The 13926-nt window shown below is 38.5% G+C and carries 12 protein-coding genes; 2 read left to right on the top strand and 10 right to left on the bottom strand.

From position 1 onward, the window contains the following. Positions 1 to 173: 173 nt before the first annotated feature. The 8 genes from R2R35_RS03105 to R2R35_RS03140 all read right to left on the bottom strand — a co-directional run bounded on the left by R2R35_RS03105 (position 174) and on the right by R2R35_RS03140 (position 7307). Positions 174 to 299, bottom strand: coding sequence for a hypothetical protein (locus R2R35_RS03105; protein ID WP_317733033.1), 126 nt, complete (start codon positions 297 to 299; stop codon positions 174 to 176). Between the two features lie 66 nt (positions 300 to 365). Beyond that, on the bottom strand, positions 366 to 1199 hold the full coding sequence (locus R2R35_RS03110) for a hypothetical protein (protein WP_317733034.1): 834 nt from the start codon (positions 1197 to 1199) through the stop codon (positions 366 to 368). 221 nt (positions 1200 to 1420) lie between these two features. Then, positions 1421 to 2902: a HAMP domain-containing sensor histidine kinase gene (locus R2R35_RS03115; RefSeq protein ID WP_317733035.1), complete on the bottom strand. Its 1482-nt coding sequence runs from the start codon at positions 2900 to 2902 to the stop codon at positions 1421 to 1423. Positions 2903 to 2938: 36 nt separating this feature from the next. After that, on the bottom strand, positions 2939 to 3619 hold the full coding sequence (locus R2R35_RS03120; RefSeq protein ID WP_317733036.1) for a response regulator transcription factor: 681 nt from the start codon (positions 3617 to 3619) through the stop codon (positions 2939 to 2941). Between the two features lie 460 nt (positions 3620 to 4079). Then, a complete protein-coding gene (locus R2R35_RS03125) occupies positions 4080 to 5018 on the bottom strand; it encodes an EF-hand domain-containing protein (RefSeq protein WP_317733037.1) in 939 nt (312 codons plus the stop codon). A 99-nt stretch (positions 5019 to 5117) separates the two neighbouring features. Then, the gene (locus R2R35_RS03130; protein WP_317733038.1) at positions 5118 to 6041 is read right to left on the bottom strand and encodes a hypothetical protein; all 924 of its coding nucleotides are present in this window, start codon (positions 6039 to 6041) and stop codon (positions 5118 to 5120) included. Continuing rightward, positions 6028 to 6261: a helix-turn-helix domain-containing protein gene (locus R2R35_RS03135; RefSeq protein ID WP_317733039.1), complete on the bottom strand. Its 234-nt coding sequence runs from the start codon at positions 6259 to 6261 to the stop codon at positions 6028 to 6030. Before R2R35_RS03135 ends, R2R35_RS03130 begins: the two co-directional genes overlap by 14 nt. Positions 6262 to 6305: 44 nt before the next feature. After that, complete coding sequence (locus R2R35_RS03140; protein WP_317733040.1) at positions 6306 to 7307, bottom strand: hypothetical protein; 1002 nt, start codon at positions 7305 to 7307, stop codon at positions 6306 to 6308. Between the two features lie 150 nt (positions 7308 to 7457). Here R2R35_RS03140 and R2R35_RS03145 point away from each other — a divergent pair, with 150 nt between their 5' ends. After that, positions 7458 to 9692 (top strand): alpha/beta hydrolase family protein, encoded by a 2235-nt coding sequence (locus tag R2R35_RS03145; protein WP_317733041.1) that lies wholly within the window; start codon positions 7458 to 7460, stop codon positions 9690 to 9692. Positions 9693 to 9754: 62 nt separating this feature from the next. Then, positions 9755 to 10231: a TspO/MBR family protein gene (locus R2R35_RS03150; protein WP_317733042.1), complete on the top strand. Its 477-nt coding sequence runs from the start codon at positions 9755 to 9757 to the stop codon at positions 10229 to 10231. 102 nt (positions 10232 to 10333) lie between these two features. Here the strand turns inward: R2R35_RS03150 and R2R35_RS03155 are convergent, their stop codons facing one another. Further along, entirely contained in the window at positions 10334 to 12712 is a 2379-nt protein-coding gene (locus R2R35_RS03155; RefSeq protein WP_317733043.1) for a sensor histidine kinase, read from the bottom strand. Further along, positions 12678 to 13397, bottom strand: coding sequence for a response regulator transcription factor (locus R2R35_RS03160; protein WP_033165896.1), 720 nt, complete (start codon positions 13395 to 13397; stop codon positions 12678 to 12680). Before R2R35_RS03160 ends, R2R35_RS03155 begins: the two co-directional genes overlap by 35 nt. Between the last annotated feature and the right edge of the window lie 529 nt (positions 13398 to 13926).

Below are 13926 nucleotides of genomic sequence, written 5' to 3' on the forward strand. Positions count from 1 at the left end.
ATGATTCTATAGCATTATTTTATTCATGTATTCATATATGTTTACTATAGAATTATTAAAATTATTCTACTACCAGATAAATGGTTTGTCAATGCAGAAAGTGGCACAGTAGTATGTGCCACTGTGCCGCTTTTCTATATTATAATAGGTAAATCTTGTTATAGCAAGGTCATTTAACCAAATATCTCATTTAAGACCTTCCGGCTATGTTCGTCGGTTAGAAAAAGTATCTCATCCTCTGCCACAATTTTTGTATCACCTTTTGGAAGTCGTCTTGCATTGCTGCTAGCTTTTTCCAAATTATATTGCAGATCTCATCAAAAGCTTTGCTATGCAATATTTCTACAAGGTTAACACCTTCGATATTACTTAAATGGTACATTTGATACTTTAGAACTGTTATTAATATCCCTTGGTGTAATTCCCGGTTCATTGTATAAGCCTGTAGTTTCAATATCGATCCCCTGATTATAGTATCCTGCCCAATTTAATTCAGAGCAGTACCAGTCAGGCTCACTGGCACTTGTATTCTTTTGAAAATCAATCATATACCCCTTGCCTAATTGGCCGACACAGAAATTCACTGCATTTGCTATTATGGTATCGGTTGCCCCCTTTACCCGTAATACAACCGTATCCTTTTCATCTACCCGGGTATCGTCCAGTACACTTCTTACTACCCCATCAGTGATTGCTTCAACTACCCTGATATAGTACTGCTGATAGGTACTGCTGTAGTATTTTCCTTCCACGATTGCTGTATGTCCCGTAATCCCGAAGCCTCCTTTGGATTCATAGATAATATCACCTTTCTTCACAGAATCCAACAGTTTGTACTTTGAGTAATTGGCACTGCGGGGCAGCGCCGTTCCAGTATTGTAATACCATTTACCGCCACCGCTGGAATTAGGAAGAATTGCAGTTTGCCGAGCTGTAAGAATACGATAGTAGGTATTTTCATATTCCGTTATGTCCGTTGCGTGTGAAGCCTTGAATTCCTCAATAAATGTATCAAGACTTAAATCTAGGGGTACCCCGTTTGCATAAGCATAATTGTTCACATTTTCATATGCTTTTTGTAGCTTTTCTTCTGCTATTACCGCCTCTAGGTTCATGCTCTTAGCATAAGCAAAAGTACTCATACTAAATAGCAGTACCCCTGTAAGTAGTATAACTAATAAACGTTTGACTCTCTTCATTTTATACTCCCATCTGCATACTTTTTGCATGCGTAACATACCTGGGGGTGTAAAAGTTCCTTTCTTTCACCCAACCCCTCCTATTAATAGCCTGCAGTCTTTTCCCCTGTAAAGGTTGTCAGACTTATTAATTTTATATGCATTGGCAGAAAAGAGTATAACTCAAATTGTTGTAAAGCCTATGTAAGGCTAACGAACTCCGGCACTGTATTGCATAAATTTCACTTATGAAAATCACACCAAAATACTACCCCCTCCTCTTGATTCTGCACGCCATAGGAAAAACCCTGTGCCTCCTGGATGGCACGTACAATGGAAAGGCCCAAGCCAGTCCCGTTATCTTCCCTGGTTCTGGCACGGTTCCGTTTATAAAAGCTCTGCCACAGTTTATCAAGTTCCGCCTCCGGTATCGGCTGACTGCCGTTGTAGACAGAAAAGACAGCTTTATAATCCTGATTGCTTAAAGAGATGGATATTCTTTTTCCTGCTTCTCCATGATGAACGGCATTCATAATATAATTTGTCATAACCTGTTCTGTTCTGATTCTGTCTGCAAAAACAATAATATTATCCGGGATATCTGTTTCAGGCACAAAACCTTTTTCCTGAAAAATTTCATTATATTTATCCAAAAGTGAGTACAAAAGCCGGGACAGATTAAACTCTTCTTTCTCAATAGTAAATCCTCCCTGCTTAAGCCTCGATAAGTCCAATAATTCCTTTATCAAGACATCCATTTTCTCTGCTTCCTCCATAATAACTTCACAGTAAAAGTCCCGTTTCTGCTGATTACTGGTAACATCCTCTTTCAGTCCTTCAGCATAACCTTGTATCAGAAACACCGGTGTCTTTAGTTCGTGGGATACATTGGCAATGAACTGTCTTTCATAATCAATATCCTGTGCCAGTTTCAAATTCATCTGATTTAGTCTGTCAATCGCTGTATTTAAGCTACAGGAGAGCTCATTAATGCTGATTGAAAGTTCTCCCAGCTCATCTTTGGAATAGATTTTAAGTCTATCTGAGAAATCCAGTTTTGACATTCTGGCAGTTATTTTATTCATCTCTTTTATAGGTTTTGTAAACTTATCTGATATTAAGAAAGTAAAACATAGGGTTAACAGAATTGTCAGAAGACCGATCAACATGGTAAAACGATTGGATAAAGCTGCATTTTCTGATATCTCAGCCATTGGAACCCAAATAACGATGACCAGCCCGTCTTCCTTCTGGATCTGGTATCTTAAAGTGTTTATATCATAGTCCGGGTCTTTCGTAATGATAAATGGTGAAGGACTGTGCTTTTCTTCGCTGCCGCCTGGCTTCCCTTCCGGCGGCTTTCTGCTTTCACTATGAATAAGTCCGGCGGGCATACCTTTAGGACCATTGGTAACCGGGTAATAGATGTCCTCTTTTTCCTTGCCTATAACAATGGTACCACCCAATTCCTTTTCAATTCCGTTTATCTTTTTTACAAGTTCCTCCTCCTGCAAGACGGTTTTATAATCTGCCGTCCCAGCCGCAGCAATATGTTGACTCAAACAAAGCTCCAGCTCATTTCCGGCAGCCAGAAGCGCATTCTTTTTATGATAGATATAATATTTCTCCGCAAAGAAAGTATTAAAGGTGAATAGCAGAAGGGCAAAAACGATTATTACTGCCAGCATATATGAAAATAGTTTAATTCTGATTGATTTACGCATTTGTATCCCCTTATAAACAAAGCTGATTTCTAACAGCTATCCTTCGAACCGGTATCCAAAACCCCGGATGGTGGTTATGCAGTCACCTTTTTCTTTTAATTTTATTCTTAACCTGTTTATATGGGTATCAACTGTTCTTAAACCTCCATAATAATCATACCCCCAGACTCTTTGTAATAATTGCTCTCTGGAAACAATATTTTTTCCATATTCAATGAGGGTTATAAGAATGCTGTATTCTGTCGGGCTTAGACTGACTTCTTCTTCCCTTAACATCACCTGATGGCTGCCGGTATCAATTAACAGTTCTCCGTATCGATATACACTATCTTTACCGCTTTTATCCAGCCTGCGAAAAAAAGCATTTAATCTTGCTACCAGCACTGTTGGTTTGACCGGTTTTCGGATATAATCGTCAGCTCCGATTTCCAGACCATGAACTTCATCAAAGTCCTCTCCTCTTGCGGTTAACATGATAATTGGAACCTGAGATTTTTTTCTGATTTCTCTGCATACTGTCCAGCCGTCGAATTCCGGTATCATGACATCAAGAAGTATCATATTGATTTCCTGCATTCTGCAATAGAAGATATCCATTGCCTCTCTTCCATCCTTTGCCTCTATAATATGATAACCTTCCTTTTCCAGAAAATCCTTCAGGAGAATCCTTATTTTAGTTTCGTCGTCCACCAGCAATATGGTCTTATCCGCAAGCATTTCTTAACCACCTTTTCTTGTATTCGTACTATCTCATATCAGAAACTTTTTTATCTGTTATAATCTGTAATTTCCCTGCCGTAAGTATAAATTTTTTATATGAATTTTTAATCCGTCTAAACACAAAACTTATTAACCAATATAACAGGAATTTGTGGACAAAAAGTGACGGCTGAATTTAAACCTCAGGAACGGTAATGGAGGAAGCTCTTACGGTATCGTAAGAACTTCCTCCTCCTTTTCTAATCCGATCTTTGAGTGAAATGATTCCAAGTAACACTCCCTACCAAGTGTACTATAATTAAACATGAAACTATACTGACTAAATCGGTACTATCGTTCTCCATTAAGCTATACTGTCTAAATCGGTACTATCGTTCTCCATTAAGCTATACTGTCTAAATCAGTACTATCGTTCTCCATTAAGCTATACTGTCTAAATCAGTTCTATCGTTCTCCATTAAGCTATACTGTCTAATCCTGTACTTCTTTCATCCTCTGTATAACGGTAACTGTTTTCATATGCTTTAGCAACCTGCTGTCTCTGCCCTGCTGCTTCCATGGCTGTTTTTATTTCCTCCGCACTTATCTCACCATCACCATCGGTATCATACTTTGTAAAGAATTCCTCTGATGAAAGTGTATTCTCTGTACCAAGAAGGGATACCAGATTCTCATATTCATCGGCTGAAAGAGAACCATCTCCATCCAGATCTATCTCGGAAGAAAGTCCCCGTACAGGGGGTTCTGGCGGTGTAACCTGTGCTTTTTCTATACCACTTCTTACTTCCTCGGCACTAATCTTTCCGTCCTTATCCGTATCATACTGTGTGAAAAATTCTTCAGAGCTTAAGGGTTCCTCCGTGTTCAGCCCAGATACAAAGGCTTCGTACTCCTCCGTAGATATATAACCGTCTCCGTCCGTATCTACCGCAGAAGAGAAACCTTCCTCAGATTCCTCTTCCTCCAATACAGGCGGGGGTGGAGGTGGCATTCTCTTCTCAGCGTTAACCGCTCTAAGTTCTTCTGCCGTGATTTCTCCGTCTTCATCCGTATCATACCTTGCAAAGAAATCCTCTGAGCTAAGGGCATTCTTTAATCCCAGCTGGTCTACAAGGTTTTCATACTCGTCTGAAGACAACGTTCCATCCCCATCCAAATCCAACGTGCTGCTATTGTCATCCTTGACATCTTCTTTTGTCTCCGCTTCTTTTACACTGCCTGTTTTCTGCATTAATCCCATAACATCTATCAGGGATAGATTGCTTCTAGCAGCCTTCTCCTCTTCCTCTGTAAGGGTATCTGTACTAACATTTGTAACTGCCTTCGTAGTTCCATTTTGGTAGTTTTTAGTCTGCTGATACCAGTTTACAGAATTGGAACTGATTGAATGAATCATAACATTACTCCTTTTCAGTATTCTGTATTACCTCTTATACATCGGAAGTCCATGTTACAGTTCTGTCACAGCTGTGTGTCGGTTTGTTTACAACTGCTGCTATTTTGAAATTTCCAGGGTAAGGATTCCTATATCCGCTTTCTCTCCCGGAAAGTTGCATTGATGGGTATACTTGTTTTCTTTACCGAAACTGAATACGCTCCTCTTCATATAATCACCTTTTTCCTTATTTGAGAGTGTTTCCTCTACCAATACATAACTGGTCTGCGCCATTACTTTATAAGGAATTTTCTCTTCCTTGCCGTTCCGGATTTCTGTTGTAGCTATAACTTCATCCTGTTCGTTCATTTCCTTTAATACTAGTTTCTTAACCGGATCAACAAGCCTTACCGTTATTTTGATGCTGGTTTTTTTGGTGTTCATAATCTGTTTATCCATGTTCTCAGAAAGTGAAGTACCAATGGTTACAGTATACTCCGAATCCGCTGAACCGTCTCCAATATGAACACCTTGCGTATTATTTATCAGATAAAAGCTTCCATCTGCCCTTCGATACACCGAATATGCTCTAAAGGAACTCATACAGTCTGTAGGAAGCAGAAAAGTTGCCTCTCCTATTTCTTCATTCCCGCTATCTGATACTTTGAGCTGGTTTGATACATCTGAAAATCCATCATCGGCAATTACCCCAATACCCTTGTCATCTTTGTTCTCTTCCTTTAAAAACCCTATAAAGTAACCATCAATGCCTTCAAAGCTTACGGTATCATTACCATAGCTACCTTCTAAGATATTGTCTTTTTTCTGTATGATCTCTCCCTTACTATTTACACCAAAGCCTGAGGAAATCAGCTCATTATATGTGCTGCCATCACCTGGAAATACCAGATAAGCCCCACAAAATTCATCTCCACCTGATTTCTGTTCCGGCAGGGCAAGACTGCAACCCGTTAAATGAATCAAAAGCAGTATGAGTAATATCATAGCATTGCTTCTTCTGTTATACTGTCTATTCCTCCTCATTCTCTTCCTCCTCTAATATCCCGTCACAATCCAGTATGTCCCCTACATTACAATTAAGATAATGACATATTTTGTTTAAAGTTACAAAACGAACACCTTTTGCCTTCCCGCTTCTAAGTACTGACAGATTTGCTTCCGTAATGCCGATTAAACCGCACAATTCCTTGGAAGTCATGTGTCGTTCTTTCAGAATTTCATCCAGATGAATACTGATTGCCATAATTCCCTCTCTTCATATAAGCAGATTTATAATCATTTAACTTCTTATATATATAACTCATCATTTTCCTTAAGTCTGCCTGCTTCCTTAAAATAACCGGACAGAATCATAGATACAAAAGCTGTAATCAGGGGAAACAGCGGCAGATAGATATTAATTGTTAAGTCCTTTAAATATCCGCATATTATAAGCTGAAGTAAATTCGAAGCAAGCCCGCATATTACGCCCCCATAGATAGCAATTTTACTAACCCTTCCAAGTGCAATTGCAGCCGTCTGTTCCTCTTTCTTTAAATGTCTATCCGTCATAGCTTCTAAGAGATCGATTCCTTTTACAAAAATCCATATTGTTAAGACAACAGGTATACTGTTAATAGCATATAGGAGAAAGAGTAAGATTATTTTAATATTACCGGCAGTTTCAGCTGCACCTTCTGTCTGCGCACTCCGCGATACTTCTGTTAAAACAGGATATATCCTACAAAAGCTATAAATTATCGTATAAAGATATGTTCCTGCTTTTAGCAGTAGCTGCAGCTGTCTGATCATTGGAATACTCTTATGGTAACTGGCAGGAGCCAGGACAATATCTGCACTCTTAAGCAGAAAATAGCTAAGCCACATCCCCCAGAAAAGGAACGCCAGAATTGCTTTGATACTTATGACCATTACCTCAGAGCCATAATCCGGGAAAAGTCTTATTACCATTATCCCCGGATTAATAAAGAAGTAGATCAGAAAAAGGCTGTAAACGGATATAATCGGCAGCAGGAACCCTGCTGCAGGCTTGTTCCCTGCCTTCCTGCTAATGAACCAATATATGAACGGAATTAACGCCAGACACAGATAAACTGCAATAGCCACACCGTTTCCTATAGCAGAAGCAAGAGACAGCAAGCGCAAACCCTTCCCCAAAAGTTCAAAAGGAACATACATGAGCTGAAATCCGTTAATTATACCTAGATACAGATGTGCAAGTACCGCTGCCCCAACGGATAAGAAGGCCGAAAACATCAACGACAGCCTAATATCTTTTACAAAAGCCATAACATCCTCCCATGAAATACTATTATTGTTTTACGATAATTATATGAACATTATTATCGTTTGTCAATAATTATTTTATTTACAGAAGTAGTTATTGAGTTCTATTCCAGGATAATATATAATTGAATAATATTGGAAAGGAACTGGCAAATGAAAACAATTAGAAAAATAAAGTCTGTCTTTAAGGCAGTACCAATAAAAGTTAAAAATTTCTTTCAGTTAATGCTATCAAAATGTAAAAATTGGGCTAATCGTAATTTTAAGGACACCGGTAAACCTCTGTCGCTTCTTACTGATATTTTAACAAGTATGCTGCTGGCTTTGATGCTGTTAGATTCAGGCCTTCCAAAAGCAGTAAGCTTTCTGCTGGCATTCGTAGTATTCTTCCTTCTGCTGAACCTGCTGCGGCTGATTGTATTACCTTTGCTGAAAGTGTTCTTGAAGATCTCTCCCAGAAGCGTTTATCTTTTTCTTCAGTTATTTATTTTATTTGCATACCTTTGGGATTTTTCCTTAAACAGCGGTGGTGAGAATACCTACTTGATTTCCAGAATAGCAGCCGTAATTCTTACAATAGCATTTCTTATTATGCTGCGCTGTTGTTATGCAATTTTCAAGCTTCGCAGGAAGACCCCTTCCTTATTTGTGATATTAATGATTACTCTTATCCTGACAGGTGCAGGAGGGTACTTATGCATTGGCACCGGCTTTTCCTATAATTACGTTGATAAATATCTTAACCTATACAAAGAAGATATTACTTCCTCCTACTCCGGCAAACTTAAAAAAGGTACGCTTGAAACTTTGTTTATAGATTATGGTACAAATAAGGAGGAAATAAAATCAAGAACTGCCAACCTGTCAAGTTATGTTGTGTATGAGGGTTTCACGAAAAAAATCAGAGATTTCTACTGGGGTTACAGTATTGATAAAGTTCCTTTAAAAGGCAGGGTATGGTACCCTGCTGACGGTGATAATTATCCGGTATTATTTATAGTCCACGGAAACCACATCATGACCGCAACTTCCTACAAAGGTTATGACTACCTGGGTGAATATCTTGCCAGTTACGGTTATGTAGTGATTTCCGTAGATGAAAGCTTTCTAAATGGATATATCAACAATGGTTTATCCGGGGAGAACGATGCAAGAGCAATTCTCTTGCTAAAAAACATGGAAGAAATGAAACGAAAGAACAAAGAAGAAGGAAATCCGCTGTACGGAAAAATGGATTTTAACAACCTGACTCTTGCCGGTCATTCCAGAGGCGGTGAGGCTGTTACCGTAGCTGCTCTCTACAACTCATTAAAGCGTCTTCCGGATAACGGTAATATAAGCCTTTCCTATGATTTTGATATCAGCTCCATAATAGCCATTGCTCCTTGCGCCGATCAGTATCGTCCCTCGAACAGGGATGTATCGCTGACCGATGTGAATTATCTGTTAATTCACGGAGCCAATGACCAGGATGTTTCCTACATGATGGGTGAGAAGCAATATAACAATATTTCCTTTACCGGTGAAGATGACTTTTTCAAATCCTACCTATACATAGCGGATGCAAATCATGGACAGTTCAATACCAAATGGGGAAGGTTTGATATCAGTGCTCCTTTTAATATGATGCTTAATACCAAGAATCTCTTAAACCCATCCATACAGCAGGATATCCTGAAAATAACTGTGAAGGAGTTTCTGGATGCTACAATAAAAAAAGAGGCTGCTGCCAGGGATTTCTTCCGTGACAGTAACGCAATGCGCTCTGAACTTCCGGTTAATCTTTATCTGAACGGTTATGAAGACAGCAGCTTTGATACTATCTGCAATTACGAAGAAGATACGGATATTACAACGGCAACCAAAGAAAATGTCAGCTTATCCTCCGCCAGCGCTTCCTATTGGTATGAGACCCAGGTATATTATGAATTAAATGGTCCTGACCGTGATAATTATGCCTTAATCTATTCCTGGAAAGACTCTTTATCCTCCTATTACAATATTGCTTTTGAAACACCTTATTCTGAGCCGATGAAGTACTTGCAATTTAATGTGATGGATGATAGGGAATTCGTTGAAAAAGAGAATGAAATAGATCCTCTGGATTTTACCGTCAAACTTACTGACTCAAAAGGAGAAACCGCATCCTTAACCTTAACGGACTATGCCACTACCTATCCTTCTCTGCCTGTAATGACTACGAAACTTCAATTTTTTCATAACACACCGGTATTTAAACATTATTTTCAGACTGTTCGACTGCCTCTTGAAGCCTTTCAGAGCAATAATAGAAATATTGATACCTCTGACATTACAGATATCCGCTTTCTGTTCAATAAACTGGAGACCGGAAAAATAAAGCTTGATAATATTGGTTTCGCAAGATAATTCATAAAAGCAAAATAAAATTGCAACTTCTGCATAGATTATATTAAAAACAGGTATTAACCATGAAAAATTTTTCTATTAAGGGTGCTGCTATAAGCGCAGGTATAGCCTTATTAACCGGTATGCTCTCCAGCCTGTTATCCGGTGGTCAGCAACAATTGTATGGGCAGTTGATACAACCTCCCTTTGCACCGCCTCCCTGGTTATTTGGAGTTGTATGGCCTATTTTGTACATACTGATGGGAATAGCCGCTTACCTCATCTACATTACGCCAGCAGCACCGGCAGATAAACAGGTAAGTTTGTTCTACTATGGTGCCCAGCTCTTTGTAAACTTTACCTGGAGCATTGTCTTCTTCCGTTTCCAGGCATATGGGCTGTCTGTATTGGTATTGGCATTTTTACTGGTATTAGTTACCTTTACCATGATCTATTTTTTCGACCTCAACAGATTGGCGGCTTTATTGTTGTTGCCCTATTACCTATGGCTGTTAGTAGCCTATTACTTAAATATCGGAGTATTCCTTCTAAATCAGTAAAGATCATAAGAAACTTTAAACATTAAAACTCCTCCTAAAGCAGATTGGGCTTATTCGCCTTGTCTGCTTTAGGAGGAGCGTATCATCTGACTTGGGATTTTTTTATTCTACCTCGGTGATTGCTTCGCTGATATTCTTAACGAGGGGAAATACAATAACTACCTTGAATAAATCTCCATCCGTCGTAACGGTAAAGGTTCCATTCTGTAATCCGGTAAAACTCTTTGCAATGGCAAGCCCCAGTCCCGAACCTTCCGAATTTCTGGCCTTATCTCCTCTTACAAAACGTTCAACAATCTCATCTCCAGTAAAATTCAGTTCCTCCCTTGATATATTTCGTAAAGTGATAACCGTCTGTTTATCATGAATCTCCAGATCCAGATAGGCTCTGGAACCACGCTGGGCATATTTACACATGTTATTCAGCAGATTTTCAAATATCCTATAAGCTTTATCGCTGTCCAGCTTAACAATAACTTTATCCTCTGGCATCCTGACTCTGAAATCAATTTCTGCCGCAGTAATTCTGTCACTCATTTCGAAATGTACCTGCTTTATTAAGGCTGTCAGATCCATCTCTATCGGATGTATGGTTATGGTATTGCTGGCTGCTTTGCTCATCTCAAAGAGATCTTCTATCAGAAGTTTTAAGCGAAGCGCCTTTCTGTCCAGGGTTTCCACATAGGATTCTTTTTGTTCTTCTGAAATATTCTTATCCTTTAACAGATCGATGTAAGTAATAATAGCAGTTAAAGGTGTTTTTAAATCATGAGAAACATTTGTTATCAGTTCTGTTTTCATTTTCTGACTCTTGGTTTCTTCCAGCACAGCTCTTCGGAATCCTGTCTGCACCTCCATGAGCTCATCTCTTAAGGAATTAAATACTCCCAGATCCTTCTCAATAGATATATCCAGTTCTCCCTCTGATATACTGCTGGCTGCTGCTAAGATCACCTGATAATCTGAAGCTATTTTGTCTTTTCGTTTCTTTATCTGATAGAGAAGTACACCTGTATAAATGATAACAGCAAATATTCCCACGTACCAGAACATGCAAAAAACAATCAAAAGAAGCATATTGCAGCCCAGGAGCAATAGCAGTTTCTTATTATCCTTTTTACTCATATCAAAGGAGGTTGCATATCGGATTAATTTTCTGACCTCTCTTATAATCCAGTTCAAAAATCTTCCAATGAAGGAATTCTCTTTCACGTATCTGACCGGCCCCTTTATAAACAACTCTCTGATGGACAGTACTCCTGTAAACCATACGAACAGTATTACCAGCCATATAAGAATATTAAAGACATAGGAAACACCTCTTGCGGCATTTGTCCCTAAGATATTATTCGCGTTTAACTCAAACAAATCGCCCCATACTGTTTCATTTATTAATGGCAGGAAAATCTCACTGTAAAATGCAACGGTTATTGAAAATCCAATCAAACATATTTCTATCGGAATACTGGCTTCAATTCCTTTTCCAATTCGCAGAGGTTTTATTAAAGGAAGCAGGAAGCCCAACAGTACTATTATTATCATAGCTGCTGCAAATAAATAAGCTCCGCCAGCTTTCCCATAGGCATTGTTATTAAGCTGTTCCATTAGATAGCTGTATTGCCAGGTATTTGCGTTTGAAAGGGCTTCTTCTGACCGAACAGCATATATTACCGACATATCAGAGGGTTTCTTTACCCGGCTGGCATACCACGCCGGATTGCCCCAATTTCTCTCAACCATCTGTTGGGTCAGATTCTGAGCCAGATAGGCATTTGGATTATCACCCATAATTCCATGAAAGTATGGTATTGTGACATTCCCATCTTTGTCAAAATTTATAACCGCATAAAAATAATAATCCTCCTGGATTTTCTTGATTTCCTCCGCCATATTCTCTGAATCTAAAAATGCATTAAGCTTTGTTCCTGTATTGCTTATTATCTGTCCGCTTTGGTTATCAACGCCATAATACTCTAAGGCATAAGCAGAAAGGGTATTATAATAGAACTCATAGCTCCAGTCATCCATAAGATTTGCAAAATCTTGTTTAAAGGATTCCATATTCATGGAATCTTCGTACTCTTCTTCTGTATAATCCTTGAAATCTTCACTGGCATTTATATTAGCATCTTCTTGCGGAGTACCATATAACTCCGTATCGCTGTTTACCGTATCGCTATTTTCAAGGAACACACCGCTTGCATCAAGCTTTTTATTATTTTTCTGCCTGTCAAGATCCCATTTTAATACATAAGTGCCCTGAAAAAGCTTATTTAAGAACTCTTTCTTTTCAGACTCTGAAAATTCATTAAGCTGCTCCTGTTTCTCTTCTTTTTCTTTCTCAATAAACACCTTTGCATTTTCTGCTATCGGCTTATATAACAATACAATGAATGCAGCCAGAATTGAGAGGAGTACGACACTTACATACAGACCCGCTCCTTTTCTATCGCTGCTGTTTTTCAATTTTATATCCAACACCCCACACCACCTTCAAATATTTTGGTTCCTTCGGGTTATATTCAATTTTTTCCCGAAGATTGCGAATATGTACCATAATGGTATCCGTATTTACTGCGCGTTCATTCCATACTTTTTCATATATCTCCTCAGCAGAGAATACTCTGCCAGGGTTCTTCATCAATAGAGTCAGTATCTTAAATTCTAATGGTGTCACCTTTACAGGATTTCCATCCACACTAAGGGTAACCGTGTTTTCATTAAGCTCCAGTCCACCTACTGTATAGACATTCTCTTCTTCCTCTTCTTTTTCTTTATCACTTAAGATATCCAGATACTTTTTATACCTGCGAAGGTGAGAATTAACCCTTGCCAGTAACTCCAGCGGGGCAAAAGGTTTGGTTACATAATCATCGGCACCGCACTGAAATCCCGTCAGCTTATCCAGTTCTTCCGATTTGGCAGTGAGCATTATTATAGGAAAGTCGTATTTTTCTCTGATTTTCATAGTCATGGTAATACCATCCATCCCCGGCATCATAACGTCTACAACAGCAAGATGGATTTTCTCTTTTTCTGCAAGGGCAAGGCCCTCTCTTCCATTTTCTGCCTTTAGTACTTCGTACCCCTGATTCTTTAGATAAATACCAATTCCCTCTAATATCTCCCTGTCATCTTCCACCACTAATATACGATAAGCTTCCATAATTCCTCCCTGATTTACGCATTTTCTCTTTCTATTAAAATTTTAATTATAGAGAGTTTAAATGCTTTTCATGCTTTACCGGACAGCTCAGGATATATATCCGATAGAATGCATTTTACTCCTGAGTCTGTTCTTCTTTTTCTTTTCAATCAGGTTTATTATACAACATTTGAGGGACATACGGAAAGACCTTCGTGTCAGAATAGATTTTCTATAACATTTAATCGGGATCTTTTTCGTATTTACAGCTTTGTTCTCCAGTAGCATTTCATTCCTCCGTTAAATTTTATCTTTGATACTCTATATTATAGAGAATGATTATAAAAGACACCTGTAGATAAAACGAAAGAAATTCGAAAGATTTTAGAATAAATAAATTAGGTATCTCTGAAAACGAATCTCCTTCTTAAGTATCTCACTTGCATTATAATTTTGTAAAATCAACTCCCTCATTTTGTTGTTTACTTCCGTCATCCTTCATTATTCTTAAAATCAGCAAATAAAAAAACTCCTGTATTATACAAAGGCT

This window comes from Anaerocolumna sp. AGMB13020, assembly GCF_033100115.1.
Taxonomy (GTDB): domain Bacteria; phylum Bacillota; class Clostridia; order Lachnospirales; family Lachnospiraceae; genus Anaerocolumna.

Excerpts from the sequence above, each read along its gene's own strand:
- R2R35_RS03115 (WP_317733035.1), bottom strand. The coding sequence starts at position 2,902 with ATGCGTAAATCAATCAGAATTAAACTATTTTCATATATGCTGGCAGTA.
- R2R35_RS03135 (WP_317733039.1), bottom strand. The coding sequence starts at position 6,261 with ATGGCAATCAGTATTCATCTGGATGAAATTCTGAAAGAACGACACATG.
- R2R35_RS03160 (WP_033165896.1), bottom strand. The coding sequence starts at position 13,397 with ATGGAAGCTTATCGTATATTAGTGGTGGAAGATGACAGGGAGATATTA.
- R2R35_RS03145 (WP_317733041.1), top strand. The coding sequence starts at position 7,458 with ATGAAAACAATTAGAAAAATAAAGTCTGTCTTTAAGGCAGTACCAATA.
- R2R35_RS03120 (WP_317733036.1), bottom strand. The coding sequence starts at position 3,619 with ATGCTTGCGGATAAGACCATATTGCTGGTGGACGACGAAACTAAAATA.
- R2R35_RS03130 (WP_317733038.1), bottom strand. The coding sequence starts at position 6,041 with ATGAGGAGGAATAGACAGTATAACAGAAGAAGCAATGCTATGATATTA.
- R2R35_RS03110 (WP_317733034.1), bottom strand. The coding sequence starts at position 1,199 with ATGAAGAGAGTCAAACGTTTATTAGTTATACTACTTACAGGGGTACTG.
- R2R35_RS03125 (WP_317733037.1), bottom strand. The coding sequence starts at position 5,018 with ATGATTCATTCAATCAGTTCCAATTCTGTAAACTGGTATCAGCAGACT.
- R2R35_RS03140 (WP_317733040.1), bottom strand. The coding sequence starts at position 7,307 with ATGGCTTTTGTAAAAGATATTAGGCTGTCGTTGATGTTTTCGGCCTTC.
- R2R35_RS03150 (WP_317733042.1), top strand. The coding sequence starts at position 9,755 with ATGAAAAATTTTTCTATTAAGGGTGCTGCTATAAGCGCAGGTATAGCC.